General features: G+C 66.4%; 14 protein-coding genes. 9 read left to right on the forward strand and 5 right to left on the reverse strand.

Annotated elements, in window-relative coordinates; genetic code table 11:
* Together V9K97_RS00005 and V9K97_RS00010 are read left to right on the forward strand one after the other, a co-directional pair.
* On the forward strand, nucleotides 1-1,194 hold a 1,194-nt coding region (locus tag V9K97_RS00005), incomplete at its 5' end, for an autotransporter outer membrane beta-barrel domain-containing protein (RefSeq protein ID WP_337315725.1).
* Between the two features lie 175 nt (nucleotides 1,195-1,369).
* Nucleotides 1,370-2,506, forward strand: coding sequence for a YihY/virulence factor BrkB family protein (locus V9K97_RS00010; protein ID WP_337315726.1), 1,137 nt, complete (start codon nucleotides 1,370-1,372; stop codon nucleotides 2,504-2,506).
* Between the two features lie 39 nt (nucleotides 2,507-2,545).
* On the opposite strand, the gene V9K97_RS00015 is transcribed toward V9K97_RS00010, so the two are convergent.
* From V9K97_RS00015 to V9K97_RS00035, 5 genes are all read right to left on the reverse strand, one after another.
* A complete protein-coding gene (locus V9K97_RS00015; RefSeq protein WP_337315727.1) occupies nucleotides 2,546-3,622 on the reverse strand; it encodes an NUDIX domain-containing protein in 1,077 nt (358 codons plus the stop codon).
* A 7-nt stretch (nucleotides 3,623-3,629) separates the two neighbouring features.
* Nucleotides 3,630-5,330 (reverse strand): NAD+ synthase, encoded by a 1,701-nt coding sequence (locus V9K97_RS00020; RefSeq protein ID WP_337315728.1) that lies wholly within the window; start codon nucleotides 5,328-5,330, stop codon nucleotides 3,630-3,632.
* A gap of 5 nt (nucleotides 5,331-5,335) precedes the next feature.
* Entirely contained in the window at nucleotides 5,336-6,523 is a 1,188-nt protein-coding gene (gene pncB, locus V9K97_RS00025; RefSeq protein WP_337315729.1) for a nicotinate phosphoribosyltransferase, read from the reverse strand.
* Between the two features lie 26 nt (nucleotides 6,524-6,549).
* Nucleotides 6,550-7,413 (reverse strand): cysteine hydrolase family protein, encoded by an 864-nt coding sequence (locus V9K97_RS00030; protein ID WP_337315730.1) that lies wholly within the window; start codon nucleotides 7,411-7,413, stop codon nucleotides 6,550-6,552.
* Between the two features lie 69 nt (nucleotides 7,414-7,482).
* Nucleotides 7,483-8,223, reverse strand: a complete 741-nt coding sequence (locus V9K97_RS00035) for an NUDIX hydrolase (protein ID WP_337296108.1) — start codon at nucleotides 8,221-8,223, stop codon at nucleotides 7,483-7,485.
* 79 nt (nucleotides 8,224-8,302) lie between these two features.
* On the opposite strand from V9K97_RS00035, the gene V9K97_RS00040 reads away from it, so the two are divergent.
* From V9K97_RS00040 to ybaL, 7 genes are all read left to right on the forward strand, one after another.
* Entirely contained in the window at nucleotides 8,303-9,523 is a 1,221-nt protein-coding gene (locus V9K97_RS00040) for a helix-turn-helix domain-containing protein (RefSeq protein ID WP_337315731.1), read from the forward strand.
* A 46-nt stretch (nucleotides 9,524-9,569) separates the two neighbouring features.
* On the forward strand, nucleotides 9,570-10,256 hold the full coding sequence (locus tag V9K97_RS00045) for a Vgb family protein (RefSeq protein WP_337315732.1): 687 nt from the start codon (nucleotides 9,570-9,572) through the stop codon (nucleotides 10,254-10,256).
* Between the two features lie 47 nt (nucleotides 10,257-10,303).
* Nucleotides 10,304-11,092, forward strand: coding sequence for a DUF899 domain-containing protein (locus V9K97_RS00050; protein ID WP_337315733.1), 789 nt, complete (start codon nucleotides 10,304-10,306; stop codon nucleotides 11,090-11,092).
* Between the two features lie 31 nt (nucleotides 11,093-11,123).
* Entirely contained in the window at nucleotides 11,124-11,675 is a 552-nt protein-coding gene (locus V9K97_RS00055) for a hypothetical protein (protein ID WP_337315734.1), read from the forward strand.
* Nucleotides 11,676-11,852: 177 nt separating this feature from the next.
* A complete protein-coding gene (gene phbB, locus V9K97_RS00060; RefSeq protein WP_126747179.1) occupies nucleotides 11,853-12,590 on the forward strand; it encodes an acetoacetyl-CoA reductase in 738 nt (245 codons plus the stop codon).
* Nucleotides 12,591-12,716: 126 nt separating this feature from the next.
* A complete protein-coding gene (locus tag V9K97_RS00065) occupies nucleotides 12,717-14,060 on the forward strand; it encodes a dicarboxylate/amino acid:cation symporter (RefSeq protein ID WP_258505691.1) in 1,344 nt (447 codons plus the stop codon).
* A gap of 81 nt (nucleotides 14,061-14,141) precedes the next feature.
* A complete protein-coding gene (gene ybaL, locus V9K97_RS00070) occupies nucleotides 14,142-15,842 on the forward strand; it encodes a YbaL family putative K(+) efflux transporter (RefSeq protein WP_337315735.1) in 1,701 nt (566 codons plus the stop codon).
* Nucleotides 15,843-15,859: the final 17 nt, after the last annotated feature.

The following is a 15,859-nucleotide window of genomic DNA, read 5'->3' on the forward strand; positions in this document are numbered from 1 at the left end:
CTGGCCGGTGGCCATGTGGATGCGGGGGCCTACGAGTACCGGCTGCATGCGGCCGATGCCTCGGGGGCGGGGGAGAACTGGTATTTGCGGTCCACTACCACCGTCGTTCCCCCCGGGGAAGGCGGAGGCAACCCGCCGACCGAAGGCGGCGGCGCCGCCGCACCGAGCGGAGAGGGCCTTGCCGCCCCCGGACCTGTGTTCGGCATCATCGTGCCCACCTACCGCGCCGAAGCCTCGCTGTATGCGGCGCTGCCGAGCCAGCTGCGGCAAGGAAACCTCGCGATGATCGGCGACCTGCACAAGCGCATAGGCGACGACGATGCCAGGGGCGCCGCTGCAACTTCGACAAACCCGGCAGGCCCGGAGCGCCGCGCCTGGGCCCGCGTGCTCTCCACCGACATCGACATTCGCCAGGGCGGCACCGTCTCGCCTTCCAGCAAGGGCCGCCTCACGGGCTTCCAGGCCGGCACAGACCTGATGGCCGCAACCAACTGGCGCGCCGGCCTCTACGTGGGCCAGCTCGACGGCGACGGGCGAGTCAGCGGCTTTGCCAGCGGCCTGCAGAACCAGCACGTGGGCCGCAACGACTTGCGCAGCCAGTACTTCGGCATCTACGGCACCTACACCGGCAACGGCGGCTTCTATGCCGACGCGGTGGTGCAGTCGGGCCGCCACCGCTACACGGTGGAGCCGGTGCTGGGCGCGGGCGTCGAAGGCAAGGGCCGCAGCCTGCTGGGTTCCATCGAAGTGGGCCAGGCCTTTGCGCTGGGCGCCAGCGGCTGGAGCGTCGAGCCGCAGCTGCAATTGGTGCACCAGCACATGGACCTCGACAACTCGGTCATCTCTGGCGCGGTCGTGCAGCCCGACGCCGACAGCGGCTGGATCGTGCGCGCGGGTGTGCGTGTCAAGGGCACGATTGCGACCGGCCTGGGCACGCTGCAGCCCTACGGGCGCTTCAACGTCTACCGGAGCTCGAGCGGCGCGGACGTCGCGCGCTTCGTCAACGGCGCGACCCGCACCGACATCGCATCGTCCACCGGCGGCACGAGCACCGAGCTGGCCGGCGGCTTCACCCTGGCGCTCGGCGACAGGACGAGCGTCTACGGCGAAGTGGGCAAGCTGTGGGCCTCGGGCGGAGACACCAGGGTGAAGAGCTCGATCAATGCATCGGTGGGCGTGCGCGTGAAGTGGTGAGGAGGGCACCGCCGCGTGCGCTGGCGCAGTGGCCGGAATCCGACTGCGCCAGCACACCGACGCGGTGTCTACCTACAACAAAGCCTGCATGAAAGAGCCACGTTCGGCGTGCAGGCGGGCGAGGGCGCGCCTGGCATCCAACATCGACATTGATTGGGCCCGGCCAATGTCCACCATGAACAAGCTCAAGCATCTACCCCGCCTTTTCAAGGAGGCGGCCATGGCCTGGATCGACGATTTCGCGCCCAGCATGGGCGCGGCGATCTCGTACTACACGATGTTCTCGCTGGCGCCGTTGCTCGTGATCGTGATCGCGGTGGCGGGCGCACTCTTCGGCACCGAGGCCGTGCAGGGCCAGATTGCCGCGCAGCTGTCGGGATTGATCGGCCAGGAGGGCGCGCAGGCGGTGCAGGCCCTGGTCAAGAGCGCCAACGAGCCGTCTCGCGGATTGATTGCCGGCGCCATCAGCGTGGTGGTGCTGATCGTCGGCGCCACCACGGTGTTTGCCGAACTGCAAAGCGCGCTCGACCGCATCTGGCATGTGCCCGAACGCGCGAAGCCCAGCGGCGTGTGGGGCATTCTGCGTGCCAGGGTGCTGTCGTTCGGCCTGATTCTCGGGCTGGCGTTTCTGCTGATGGTGTCGCTGGTGGTCAGCGCCGTGCTGGCGGCGGTGGACAACTGGAGCAGCGGGCTCTTTCCGGGGTGGGAGCTTTTGCTGCAGGTTGCCAACGCGCTGGTCACGCTGGGCATTCTCACGCTGCTGTTCGCGATGATCTTCAAGCTGATGCCGAGCACGCCCATCGCCTGGCCCGACGTGTGGATTGGCGCGGCGGTAACGGCGGTTCTCTTCGAGATCGGCAAGGTGCTGATCGGCCTGTACCTCGGTAAAAGCAGCGTCAGCGAATCGTTTGCGGCCGCCGGCTCGCTGGTCGTGCTGCTGGCCTGGGTGTACTACGCCGCGCAAATCTTTCTGTTGGGTGCGGAGTTCACCAAGGTCTATGCCAATGCCCAGGGCTCGGTCGCGGCCTCCAGGGCGCAGGCTGCGACAGAGGCCGCGGCGGAGCAGGCCCGCATGGGCACAGACGGCACCGCTGCACGGCAGCCCGGAACGGAGAAGCTCGAGGCCGTCGAGAAGATGGAAAACGCGCAGCGGGCACTCGAGGTGCGCACAAGGAAGGCCACTGCCAAGCTGCTGCAGCAGGCGATCGGCCTGTTTGCGATCAGCGTGACGACCACGCTGCTTGCGCGGCGGCGCAAGCAGCGCCGCCGCCATGCCGCGCGCATGCAACGGGAAATTCGCCGCACGGGGTGAGGCGGGATCAGGTGCTCCAGCTATGGCTTGCGGCGGCCCTCACTTGGACCGCGTAAGCCCGAAGAAGGAATCGAGTATGTGGAAGTGATCGTCATGGAACTGGTCTTCCATGCCGGCCAGCTTTGCAATGGGCACCCACTCGGCGGATGACGCGTCGTCGCCGGCCGTCAGCTCCGGCGGGCGGCGCGGGCCCAGGTCGAACCAATGCGCGTGGGTGATGACGCGGCCCTTCTGGCTGCGGTCCGGGTTGTCGAACACCTGCACCGCCTTGAATGCGCTTTGAATGTCGCTGTCGAGCAGGCGCAAGCCGGTTTCCTCGTCGAGCTCGCGCAGGGCCGACTGCCACACCGTTTCTCGCGGCTCGAGATAGCCGCCCGGCACCGCCAGCATGCCCTTGCCCGGCGAGCGGCCGCGCCGGATCAGCAGCACCTGGTCGCCGCATTGCACCACCGTGTCGACCGTGACGAAGATGACAGGGTAGGGCGTGCCCGCCCACATGGCCTTGTCCTGGCGCAGGCTCTCCCATTCCTGCACCAGCGCGGCATAGTGCGGCAGCTTCGCCCAGGCGCTCAGGAACTGCAGCGTGCTGGCGGGCGCCTGGTTCACCAATGCAGCCAGGGCCGGCTCCAGCGACCCATCGGCCGCCGCTCCAAAGTAGGCGTCGCGCAAGGCGCTCGCATGAATGTCGCCCTGCAAGCCAGTGTCGTCGAGCGTCCATTGCGGGAAATCTCGCAGGTACACGCTGGTCGCGTCCTTCAGGTGGCCCACCAGCACCACCGACGGCTGACCGGAATACATCTCGGCCACGCCCTGCTTCACGGCGGCCACCCAGCGCGCCTGGTCGTAGTAGTCGCGCACAGGCAAGAACTTCACCCGCTCCCGGTCCGCTTGCGGAAGCGCGAGCCGGATCATTTCCGCGCGCTCTTCCCAGGTGAAAGGATTGCGCGGCGTGCGGGCCTGAAAAGACGAGCCCAACACCACGACGCACTCGGGCGCAGCGGCCAGCGCGCGCCGCAGCAGCGCCAACTGCGCGTTGTGGAAGATCTGGAACCGCCCGATGTAGACGGCGACATCGTGTGCTTTGGCTTGGGTTTGGATTTGGGTTTGGCTTGTCATTGGGTTCTCAAGGCAGTTTGGCTGCGATCGGCATCTGGCGTCCGGAGCCGAAGGCTCGCGCCCTGACCCGGACGATGGGCGGCGATTGCCGCCGCTTGTATTCGTTGCGCGCGACCATGCCGCGGATGCGCTCGACAAGCACTTCGCCGGAAGCTTGCGCCCGCAGCGTGTCGACGAACGTGCGCGCCTCTTGGTACTCGTGCTGGGCGAGCCGCGGGCCTTCGATCAGCAGCTTGAGGATCTGGTCGAGCACGGGGTAGGGCGGCAGGCTGTCGACATCCTTCTGGCCCGGTGCCAACTCGGCCGAGGGTTCCTTGTCGATGATGGCCTGGGGAATGATCTCTCGCCCCGCCGTTTCGTTCAAGTGCCGCGAGAGCGCGAAGACCTCGGTCTTGTAGAGATCGCCGATGAGCCCCAGGCCGCCGTTGGTGTCGCCATAGAGCGTGCAATAGCCGACCGAAATCTCGGACTTGTTGCCCGTGGTCAGCAGCAGGTGGCCGAAGCTGTTGGAGTACTCCATGAGAACGGTGCCCCGCACGCGCGCCTGAAGATTTTCCAGAGCCACGCCGTGCAGCTCGCCGCCCAATGCCGATTCGAAACCTTGCGTGAACTGCGACACGATGCCGGCAATGGCATGGTGCTTCAGCGATACGCCCAGGTTGCGGCACAAAGCTTCGGAGTCGCTGACCGAACCCTCCGATGAAAAGCTCGACGGCATCGTGATGCCGACCACGTTCTCTGCCCCCAGCGCTTCGACCGCCAGCGCCAGTGTCAGCGCCGAGTCGATGCCGCCCGACGAGCCGACGACGGCCTGGCGAAACCCGCAGCGCCGCGCATAGTCGCGCAAGCCCAGCACGATCTGCTGGCGGTAGAACTCCAGCGCGGGCAGGCCCTCGGGTGTCACCGGCGGCGGGGCCTTGCCGGCCAGCGTCAGAAAACGGCCCTTGTCGAAGCAGAGCGTGCTCACATCTTCCGCAAAGCGGCGAGCCTCGTACACCACACCGGCCTGCGGCTCGACCGCGAAAGAGGCCCCGTCGTACACGAGCTGGTCATGGCCTCCCACCTGGTTGACGTAGAGAATCGGCAGGCCGTTGCGGCGGCTGGCCGAGCCGAAGATCTGGTGACGTTGTTCGCGCTTGCCGATGTTCGACGGGCTTGCGTTGATCGACACCACCAGGTCGGGCGCCGCATCGCGCATGCGCTCGAACGGATTCACGAGGTAGTCCTGCCCCTCGTCGTTCCAGCCGTCTTCGCAGATCAGCAGGCCGACCTGAAATTCGCGGATGCGAAGGACGCGCGCCACGTCGGGCCCCGGTTCGAAGTGCCGACGCTCGTCGAAGATGTTGTAGGTGGGCAGCAGCTGCTTGGCGTATTCGAGCAGCACTTCGCCCCCGCGAATGACGCGCAGCACGTTGCGAAGCTTCTTGCCTACGCCTTCGCGCCGCGCTGGCAACCCGACGGCCCAGTGCAGCGCCGGCATCTGGCGGGATGCCGACAGCAGCTCCTGAAAAGCGGCCTCCACGCGGTCCATGAAGCCTTCCTCTTCCAGCAGGTCGGCCGGGTAGTAGGCGGTGAGCGACATCTCGGAAAACACGACCAGGTCGGCTTCTTCAGCCGACGCCTTGCGTGCAGCCTCGATCATTCGCGCGGCATTGCCGCGCAGGTCGCCGATGGTGTAGTTGAGTTGGGCGGCGGTGATTCGGAGCATGGCTTTCAGCTTTCGATATGAAACACCTGGCGCAGATAGGCCAGGAAGGTCTGGTCTTCGCACAGCGTCTTGCCGGGGCTGTCGGACAGCTTGGCAACGGGTTGGCCGTTGCACCCGGTGAGCTTCATCACGATGTTCAGCGGCACAAGGCCGACGTCGTTGGTCAGGTTGGTGCCTATGCCAAAGCCGGTCTGCGTGCGATCGGCGAAGGTGCGGTACAGCCGGATGGCCGTCTGCAGGTCGAGCCCGTCGGAGAACACCAGCCGCTTGGTGTGCGCATCGATGCGCAGCCTGGTGTAGTGCGCCAGTGCCTTTTCGCCCCAAACGACCGGGTCGCCGGAGTCGTGGCGAAGGCCGTCGAACAGCTTGGCAAAGTACAGGTCGAAGTCGGCCAGGAAGGCGTCCATGCCGACCACGTCGGTCAGTGCCACACCCAGGTCGCCGCGGTACTCCTGCACCCAGCCTTCGAGCGCCGCGTTCTGGAAGTCGCGCAGCCGCACACCCAGTGCCTGGTAGGTTTGCAGGTATTCATGCGCCATGGTGCCGATGGGCACCAGCTCCAACTCCTTGGCCAGCAGCACGTTGGAAGTGCCCTTGAAGTACATGGGCACCTCGCGCTTGAGCGTGGTGACCACCTCCCGCTGCCAGTCGCGTGAAAAGCGGCGGCGCACGCCAAAGTCGAAAAACTCGAAAGGGTGCCGGGCCGCCGGCTCCTGCGCAAAGCCGCGCAGCAGTTCGATCTTGCCCTGCAGGCGCTTACGGCCCTCGGCCAGAGCGGCCTCCGCATCGAAGCGGCGGAAATACAGCTCGTTCACCATGGCGAGAACGAAGATCTCGAAAGCCATGGTGTGCACCTGAGGCCCCACCGCGCGGATGCGCAGTGCATCGCCTTCGACCGTGGCCGAGATGAACTCGCGCTGAAAGCTGAAGATGCGCAGGAAGTCGACGAAGTCGCTCTTGATGTAGCGCAGGCTTCCCAGGTAGGCGAGTTCGCCGGGTGCAAAGCGCAGGGTGCAGAGGTGGTCGAGCTGCTCGTTGACGTCCGGGAGCAATTCGGCCAGCGGATAAGCGGGCTGGTTGCGGCAGACGAAGGTGTACTCGGCCTGCGTTTGCGGGTGGCTGTGCAGCATGGCCTGCCACATCGTGAACTTGTACAGGTCGGTGTCCAGCAGGCTATGGATGATGGGTTGCATGGTGCGGTCCTTCGCTGTTCGTTCGGTCAGGTGTTGGCGGTCAAAAGGGAACGCACTTCGGCGCTGGTGAGAAGCCGGGCGCCGCGGTTGCCCATGTCTTGCAGGAACGCCTGGTGCTGCGCCTCGAAGCCGGTCACCGGGCTCATGCAGTCGGTGACGAGCACCAGCTTGGCAGGATTGCCGGAGGGCAGGTTGGCGGCAATGTGCTCCGTGGTGGCCTTCACGCAGTGGCTGCTGGCTTCGCCGGCAATCACGATCAGGTCGGCGCGGTCGAGCGACCCGACCAGCGGCTTGTTGAGCAGGGTGGCGGGGTCGTCCTCGTCCGGCACTTCGGCCTGAATGGCGCTGTAGTGCTCGGTCCAGGGGTTGCTCCCCTTGCCGACCTTTTCCACCACGCGCAGTTGCTCGTCCTCCCAGGTGTTGTAGGCGGCCTTTACTGCACCATGCACGTTGTGGCCCCAGCTGCCGATCTCGCAATGCACCGGCCACACCATCAGCGTATAGCGGCCGCGGCGCTCGAGCTCGTCGATGTATGCCAGCGCCCGGGGGAGGGCAGCGGGGTCGCGCGGACGGTAGTCGCCGGCATTGACCTGGGCCGCGGTGATCGAGGTGAAAGGCTGCACACCGGCGCCATCGCGCGCTTGCCAGAACGTGGGGTGCGCAATGTCGAACCTGTGGTGCGAATCCAGCGTAACGGTGATACCCGCAATGCCTTGCGCCCCCTCGCGGATGAGTTGGGCCACCCGCAGCATGTCGGCATGGGCACCCGCAACCGGCAGTGCCGGCTGCAACTGCGCGCCCGTGGCTGCGTCTGCCGGAAGCCAGCTGGCCGGAAGGTCGCAGAAGTCGTTTTGGGGATCGATCAGGAGAAGTTGGATGTTCTGCTTCATGGTGTGTTCTTTAGTTGAGTTGTACTGTGCAACTATATGGGTTGCATAGTACAACTTAGCGAGAGGAAGTCAAGCGCCAAGCTCCGAGGAGTCGCGCGGGCTGAAGGTGCGGGGGAACAGGGCTGCCTGAGACCGGTCGCGCAAGCGGTAGCCCATGGCCGGCCGGCCGAAGGTGCCTTCCACAGTGCCGGCTTCTTCCATGAAGCCGGCGTCGAGCATCCGCTTGCGAAAGGCGCTCTTGTCGACAGGGCGGCCCAGCACGACCTCATAGGTGTGCTGCAACTGCGGCAGTGTGAAGGGTTCGCTCAGCAGAAAGGCTGGCAGCGAGGTGTATTCGACCTTGCTGCGCAGGCGGGCGATGGCGGCTTCGAGGATTTCTGCGTGATCGAAGGCCAGGCGCTTGCGGGCGGCCGCGGTGGCCTCGATCCATTCCACCTGCGCGGCGTTCGCTCCTTTTTCGAGCACCAGGTCCTGGCTCGGCACGAGGGCGAAAAACGCGTGCGTGGTCGACCAGCCCCGCGGGTCGCGGCTTGCGCCGCCCCAACTGCCCAGTTGCTCCAGGTACGGCGCGGAAACACCGGTCTTTTCTTGCAGCTTGCGCAGGGCGCAGCCGAGCAGGCTGGCGTCCTTGTCGACATCGATGAACCCTCCCGGCAGGGCCCAGCGACCCGGGAACGGCTCGTGGGCATCGCTGGGGCGGCGCATCAGGACGACTTTGAGTTCATCTTCCAGCACGGTGAAGATCACGACGTCGACGGTGACCAGCGGCCTGGGGAATTTCAACTCGGCCTGTGTGTTGGAAGGTTTCAAGACCGGCCTCCTTTCTAAAGAGGTTGTACTGTACAACTCCAATGGGCCGGCCGACAGGCCGGGTTAACCTCCGCGACCTATGGATTCCCTGATCGCCGCCTCCGCGCGGGCGCTTGCCGCCGGCGACGCGCTCGGTGCCCTCAAGCGGGTCGCCTTGCGCGACGACCCGCCTGCGCTGGCCCTGCGCGGCATTGCCATGGCGCAGCTTGGCGAGCATCCACGTGCGCGCGAGCTCCTGCGGCGGGCCGCCCGAGGCTTTGGCGCCCACGAGGAACTGGCACGCGCCCGCTGCCTTGTTGCCGAGGCCGAGGTGGCGCTCGCGATGCGCGACCTTGGCGGATCGCCGCGCTCTCTTGCCGCGGCAGCCGCCACGCTCGAGGCACATGCCGACCATGGCAATGCGCTGCAGGCGCGACTGATTGCGGCGCGCAAGTTCCTGCTGCTCGGCCGCCTCGACGAGGCGGCGGCCACGCTGGCGCCGCTCGATGCGCGCGGCCTGTCACCGTCGCTTGCGGCGGTGGCCGAGCTCACCGCCGCCGAGCTGGCGCTCCGATCGCTGCGCACCGGCGTTGCGCAGGCGGCACTCGACCGCGCACATGAGGCGGCCGAACGCGCGCGCGTGCCGGCGCTCCTGGCCGAGGTGGCGGAGGCGCGGGCCGCGCTCGATCGTCCCGCCGCGCGGCGCCGCTCCGCCGGCGGCGAAGAGACGTTGCGCCTGCACGAGGTGGAAGCGCTCCTAGCCTCGGACGCGCTGGTGGTCGACGCATGCCGCCGCGGCGTCGGCGCGGGCGATGCATGGCGGCCGCTGGCCCGGCGCCCGGTGCTGTTCGCATTGGCGCGCGCGCTGGCGGAGGCTTGGCCCGGCGATGTCGATCGCGAAGCGCTGATCGCCTATGCGTTCAACACCCGCCACCCCGACGAGACGCTCCGGGCGCGCCTGCGGGTCGAAGTCGGCAGGCTGCGCGCGCTCGTTGCGCCGTTGGCGGGCATCGAGGCGACGGCGCGGGGTTTTGTCCTGAAGCCGCACGGCGGGCGCGAGGTTGCCGTGTTGGCGCCACCCATCGACGGCGACCAGGCGTCGCTGCTGGCGCTGCTTTCCGACGGCGCGGCGTGGTCCACCTCGGCCCTGGCGCTGGCATTGGGAGCCAGCCAGCGCACTGTGCAGCGCGCGCTCGCCGAGTTGGAGGCTGCGGGGCGCGTGCGCGCCATCGGGCGGGCGCGGGCGCAGCGCTGGCTTTCGCCGCCGCTGACCGGATTCACGACGATCTTGTTACTCCCCGCCGCACTGCCGATTGAATAGAGTTGTCTCCAAGGCCCCGATTCCCGGGCGCAAACAAGGAGCAGCAATGAGCACTGGCAGCAAGACAGGCAAGGACCAGACCCCCGTGACGGCGCGCGCAGCCGAGATCGTTCGCGAGTACGGCCCATTGGCCGGCGAGGCGAGCGTGGGCGGCGTGACCCACGACGGCCAACGCGTTTGGGCCGCCACGCGCGACGGGCTGATTGCCTTCGATCCCGTGAGCGGCAAGACCACGCGCACGCTGGCTTGCGCCGGAGATGCCGGCACAGCCTTCGACGGCACTCATCTGTATCAGATCACCGAGGCGCGCATCGACAAGATCGATCCGGCAACGGGCACCGTGGTCGCATCGATTCCCGCCCCGGGCAACGGCAGCGACTCGGGGCTCACCTGGGCCGAGGGCAGCCTGTGGGTGGGCCAGTACCGCGACCGCAAGATCCGCCAGATCGACCCGGCCACCGGCGCCGTGTTGCGCACCATCGAGTCCAACCGCTTCGTTACCGGCGTGACCTGGGTCGACGGCGAGCTGTGGCACGGCACCTGGGAGGGCGACGAGAGCGAGCTCCGCCGCATCAACCCCGAAAGCGGCGCCGTGCTCGAGCGGCTGGAAATGCCGCGCGGCACCGGCGTGAGCGGGCTCGAATCCGACGGGGGAGACCTCTTCTACTGCGGCGGCGGGGGCAGCGGAAAAGTCCGCGCCGTGCGCCGTCCGAAAACAGCCGCCAGGGCGTGAGCGTATCCGCCCGCGAAACGATTCATCGAGCCAAGGAGCACACCGCCATGAACACCACTGTTGCTGAAACCGGCATTGCCGATCACCCCGTCGTTGCCAAGGAACGCTGGCTCGCGCAGCGCAAGGCGCTGCTGGCCCGCGAAAAGGAGCTGACGCGCCTGCGCGACCAGATCGCCCGCGAGCGCCGCGCCCTGCCGTGGACCCGCGTCGAGAAGAACTACACCTTCGACACGCCCGACGGCCCCCGCGCGCTTGCCGACCTGTTCGAGGGCCGCCGCCAGTTGCTGGTGCAGCACTTCATGCTCGGCCCCGATTGGGAGCAGGGCTGCCCGAGCTGTTCCTACATGGCGGACCACGTCGACGGCATGAAGGTGCATCTCGAGCACCGCGACGTCACGATGCTGGCTGTGTCCCGCGCGCCGCTCGACCAGATCGAGCGCTTTCGCCGGCGCATGGGCTGGCAGTTCAAGTGGGTGTCGGCCTTCGGCAGCGATTTCAACTACGACTTCGGCGTGAGCTTCAAGTCGGAGGAATGGGCCGAGGGCCAGGGCGAGGTCTACTACAACTACAGCGTGCGGCCCTTCCCGGCGGAGGAGGCACCCGGCATCAGCGTGTTCTACAAGAACGACGCGGGCGAGATCTTCCACACTTATTCGACCTACGAGCGCGGCGTTGAAGTGATGATGGGCACGTACAACCTGCTCGACCTTACGCCCAAGGGCCGCGACGAGCACAACGCGGTCTACACCATGGACTGGGTGCGCCACCACGACCGCTACGAGCCCGCGCCAGCCAGCAAACCGGCGGCCCATGCCTGCTGCCATCCGTCGAACTGACCGGCAACCGGGCTGAACGCGAGGTCATGCAGTGGAAAGCCTCTGGCCCTGGCTGGTGGTGGTGGGTCTCGGCGCCATCCACGGGCTGAACCCGGCCACCGGCTGGATGTGGGCCGCGGCCTGGGGCGTCCGGTCGAAAGATCGGGGCCAGGCGCTGCGGGCCCTGGTGCCCATTGCGGTCGGGCACGCCGCGTCGGTCGCGCTGGTGGCGGCCGCAGTGGCGTTCGGCGTGTCGGTGGACCGGACGGTGATGCAAGTGGTGGCGGGCGTGCTGGTCGTCGTCTTCGTGGTGCTGCACCTCTCAGGCCGCACACCCAAGGCGGTGCGTGCGCCGGCGGGGCATGCCGGGCTGGCGCTCTGGTCTTTCATGATGGCCACCGCGCACGGGGCCGGGTTGATGCTGGTGCCGGCGCTGGTTCCGCTCTGCATGGGCGACACGCCGGCCCTGGACGTTGCCGCATCGGGCACGCTGATGCTGGCGCTTGCGGCGGTTGGCGTTCACACCGCGGCCATGCTTGCCGTGACGGCGCTGGTCGCCAGCGGAGTGTGCCGAGGGCTGAAACTCATACTTTCGAACTCGTGAGGTGCTGCGAAAGGAGCAACAAGGTACAGACTTGCGCATCTGGTTGCACATTGGCGGTGCCCTGACAGCTGGTTGCAAGCTTGGCTCAGTGTTTTCCTCAGAGAACGATGGCTTGAAACTCGCTAGAGTGAAGGCGGCCGTTCAGGCTTTTGCGTCGCACACATCAAGGAAAATTTCATGAGCAAGAAAGTTGCATATGTCACCGGAGGCATGGGTGGCATCGGAACTGCCATCTGCCAACGCCTCTTCAAGGACGGCTTCACTGTCGTCGCAGGCTGCGGCCCCACGCGCGACCATGCCAAATGGCTGGCCGAGCAGAAAGCCCAGGGCTTCGAGTTCCACGCATCGGTCGGCAATGTCGGCGACTGGCAATCCACGGTGGAGGCGTTTTCCGCCGCCAAGGCGGCGCACGGCCCCATCGACGTGCTCGTCAACAACGCCGGCATCACCCGGGACCGCATGTTCCTGAAGATGACACCGGAGGACTGGAGCGCGGTGATCGAGACCAACCTCAACAGCATGTTCAACGTCACCAAGCAGGTGGTGGGCGACATGGTCGAGAAGGGCTGGGGCCGCATCATCAACATCAGCTCGGTCAATGGCGCCAAGGGTCAGGCGGGGCAGACCAACTATTCGGCGGCCAAGGCCGGCATGCACGGCTTCACGATGGCGCTGGCGCAAGAGCTGGCGAGCAAGGGCGTCACGGTCAACACCGTGAGCCCGGGCTACATCGGCACCGACATGGTGAAAGCCATCCGCCAGGAAGTGCTCGACAAGATCGTGGCCACCATTCCCGTCAAGCGCCTGGGCGAACCCAGCGAAATCGCCTCCATCATTTCGTGGCTTGCCACGGACGAGGGCGGCTATTCCACCGGGGCCGATTTCTCGGTCAACGGCGGGCTTCACATGCACTGAGCATGCTGACCGGAACCTGATCGAAAAACCCGCTTCGGCGGGTTTTTTTGTTTCCAGCGATGTGGCTTCTACGAATGGAAAGCCGCGAGAACGGCCATAAAGTTTCGCACCCCCTGGAGGCACGACATGGCAGACACAACAATCACACCGACCCAGAAACTTCCTCTCTACCGCTCGCTTTATGTTCAGGTGATCACCGCGGTGGTCATCGGCGTGCTGCTCGGGCACTTCTATCCCGCCATCGGCGAAGCCATGAAGCCGCTCGGCGACGGCTTCATCAAGCTCATCAAGATGATCATCGCGCCGATCATCTTCTGCACGGTGGTGGTCGGCATCGCCGGCATGGAAGACATGAAGAAGGTGGGCAAGACCGGCGGCCTGGCGCTGCTCTACTTCGAGATCGTGAGCACCATCGCGCTCGTGGTCGGGCTGCTGCTGGTCAACGTGCTGAAGCCCGGCGCGGGCATGAACATCGACCCGGCCACGCTCGACACCAAGTCGATCGCCGCCTACACCGGCCCCGGCAAGATGACCGGTACGGTCGACTTTCTGCTCAACGTCATTCCCAGCACGGTGGTCGATGCCTTTGCCAAGGGCGAAATCCTGCAGGTGCTGCTCATCGCGGTGCTGTTCGGCTTTGCGCTGCACCGCTTCGGCGGACGCGGCACGCTGGTGTTCGACGTGATCGAGAAGGGCTCGCACGTGCTCTTCGTGATCGTGGGCTACATCATGAAGCTCGCGCCCATCGGCGCCTTTGGCGCCATGGCGTTCACCATCGGCAAGTACGGCCTGGGCAGCCTGTTCTCGCTCGGCAAGCTCATGGGCACGTTCTACCTGACCTGCCTGCTGTTCATCTTCGTGGTGCTGGGGCTCATTGCGCGCTTCCACGGCTTCAGCATCTGGAAGTTCATTAAGTACATCAAGGAAGAGCTGCTGATCGTGCTGGGCACGTCGTCTTCGGAATCGGTGCTGCCGCGCATGATGGAGAAGATGGAAAACCTGGGCGCGAAGAAGGCCTGCGTGGGCCTGGTGATTCCGACCGGCTATTCGTTCAACCTGGACGGCACTTCGATCTACCTGACGATGGCGGCGGTTTTCATTGCGCAGGCCACCAACACGCCGATGACGCTGACCCAGGAGATCACGCTGCTGGCCGTGCTGCTGTTGACGTCGAAGGGCGCAGCGGGCGTGACCGGGAGCGGCTTCATCGTGCTGGCCGCCACGCTGTCGGCCGTGGGCCATGTGCCGGTGGCCGGCCTTGCGCTCATCTTGGGCATCGACCGCTTCATGTCCGAAGCGCGTGCGCTGACCAACCTGATCGGCAATGGCGTGGCCACCATCGTGGTGGCCAAGTGGACCAACGAACTCGACACCGAGCGGCTGAAGGCCGGGCTCAACAATGAAAGCTGGGTCGAGTCGCAGGAGCCTGAGGTGCTCGAAGGTGCGCGCGTCAGCAAGATGGCCGACTGAACGGCCCTGAAGGCACGATGACGGCCCCATGAAGGGCCGGATGAAGTAAAAGGCCGCGCATCGTTCCTGCAAAATGGAACGATGCCCCACAGCGTTTCCCTCATCAACACCATCGCCGCCGGCCTGGGTCTGGCGCTCGTGTTCGGTTTTCTCGCAGTGCGCCTGCGGTTGCCCGCATTGGTGGGCTACCTGCTGGCGGGGGTGATCATCGGGCCTTTCACGCCGGGCTTCGTGGCCGATGCGGGCATTGCGGCGCAGCTGGCCGAAATCGGCGTGATGCTGCTGATGTTCGGCGTGGGCCTGCATTTTTCGCTGGACGATCTGCTGGCCGTACGCAAGATCGCCTTGCCAGGAGCGCTGGCGCAGATTGCGGTGGCCACGCTGCTCGGCGGTGCGCTGGCGCTCTGGTGGGACTGGTCCTGGGGCGAGGCGCTGGTTTTCGGGCTGGCCCTGTCGGTGGCAAGCACGGTCGTGCTGCTGCGGGCACTCGAAAGCCTGGGCATTCTCGACTCGTTCACCGGCCGCATCGCCGTGGGTTGGCTGGTGGTCGAAGACTTGGCCATGGTGCTGGTTCTGGTGCTGATGCCGCCGCTTGCAGGAGCCTTGGGTGGCCCTGCCGCCGATGCGGCAGGTTCCGCGGACCCGCTGTGGCAGACGCTCGGGCTCACGCTGCTGCAGGTGGGCGGCTTTGTGGCGCTCATGCTCGTGGTCGGAAGGCGGGCCTTCCCCTGGATTCTCTGGCAGGTCACACGTACCGGCTCACGCGAGCTCTTCACGCTGTGCGTGATTGCGGCGGCCGTCAGCATCGCTTTCGCATCGGCGGCGCTGTTCGGTGTGTCGTTTGCGCTGGGCGCATTCTTCGCGGGCATGGTCATGCGCGAATCGGAGTTCAGCCACCGTGCCGCGCAAGAATCGCTGCCCCTGCGCGACGCCTTCGCGGTGCTGTTCTTCGTGTCGGTGGGCATGCTGTTCGACCCCTCGGTGCTCATCGAGCGTCCGCTGCAGGTGCTGGCCGTGGTGGGCGTGATCGTGCTGGGCAAGTCGCTTGCCGCCTGCGCGCTGGTGCTGGCTTTCCGCTATCCGCTGGGTACGGCGCTGACGGTGAGCGCGAGCCTCGCGCAGATCGGGGAGTTCTCGTTCATCCTGGCGGGGCTCGGCGTATCGCTTGGCGTGCTGCCGGTCGAGGGCCAGAGCCTCATCCTTGCCGGCGCGCTGATTTCCATTGCCACCAATCCGCTGTGGTTCAGCCTGATCGCGCCGTTGCAGAAGTGGCTGCATGCCCGCTTGCCGGTGACCCGCGGGCTCGAGTCGCGAGACCATCCGTTGGCCGAGCTGCCGACCACCACCGAGGCCAGATACCTCTCCAGGCAGGTGGTGCTGGTGGGCTACGGCCGCGTCGGGCGGCGCATTGCGGCCGAGCTGGAGGCCAACGACATTCCCTATGTGGTGGCCGAGCAGAACCGCGAGCTGGTCGAGAAATTGCGCGAAGCCGGCGTTGCCGCGGTGTGGGGCGATGCGGCCGACCCGGCGGTGCTGATCCAGGCGCACATTGCGCGAGCCCGTGTGCTGGTGGTCGCAACGCCTGACGCCCTGAACGTGCGCCAGATGATGGAAACCGCGCGCACGCTCAACCCCGGAATCGACACTGTCATTCGCAGCCACAACGAAGACGAAGCCGAACTGCTGACCCAGCAGACGGCGGCAACGGTATTTCTTGGCGAACAGGAACTGGCGCAGGCGATGGCGCGCGACGTTGTTCGGCGCGCCGCGGCAGCGGCGTGAACCGCCGGGGGCAAGCG

It is taken from the genome of Variovorax sp. CCNWLW186 (genome assembly GCF_037203865.1).
Classification (GTDB): domain Bacteria; phylum Pseudomonadota; class Gammaproteobacteria; order Burkholderiales; family Burkholderiaceae_C; genus Variovorax.

Bases quoted from the DNA above. Each gene is read 5' to 3' on its own strand.
- V9K97_RS00010 (WP_337315726.1), top strand. From the start codon at position 1,370: ATGAACAAGCTCAAGCATCTACCCCGCCTTTTCAAGGAGGCGGCCATG.
- V9K97_RS00015 (WP_337315727.1), bottom strand. From the start codon at position 3,622: ATGACAAGCCAAACCCAAATCCAAACCCAAGCCAAAGCACACGATGTC.
- V9K97_RS00020 (WP_337315728.1), bottom strand. From the start codon at position 5,330: ATGCTCCGAATCACCGCCGCCCAACTCAACTACACCATCGGCGACCTG.
- pncB (WP_337315729.1), bottom strand. From the start codon at position 6,523: ATGCAACCCATCATCCATAGCCTGCTGGACACCGACCTGTACAAGTTC.
- V9K97_RS00030 (WP_337315730.1), bottom strand. From the start codon at position 7,413: ATGAAGCAGAACATCCAACTTCTCCTGATCGATCCCCAAAACGACTTC.
- V9K97_RS00040 (WP_337315731.1), top strand. From the start codon at position 8,303: ATGGATTCCCTGATCGCCGCCTCCGCGCGGGCGCTTGCCGCCGGCGAC.
- V9K97_RS00045 (WP_337315732.1), top strand. From the start codon at position 9,570: ATGAGCACTGGCAGCAAGACAGGCAAGGACCAGACCCCCGTGACGGCG.
- V9K97_RS00050 (WP_337315733.1), top strand. From the start codon at position 10,304: ATGAACACCACTGTTGCTGAAACCGGCATTGCCGATCACCCCGTCGTT.
- phbB (WP_126747179.1), top strand. From the start codon at position 11,853: ATGAGCAAGAAAGTTGCATATGTCACCGGAGGCATGGGTGGCATCGGA.
- V9K97_RS00065 (WP_258505691.1), top strand. From the start codon at position 12,717: ATGGCAGACACAACAATCACACCGACCCAGAAACTTCCTCTCTACCGC.
- ybaL (WP_337315735.1), top strand. From the start codon at position 14,142: ATGCCCCACAGCGTTTCCCTCATCAACACCATCGCCGCCGGCCTGGGT.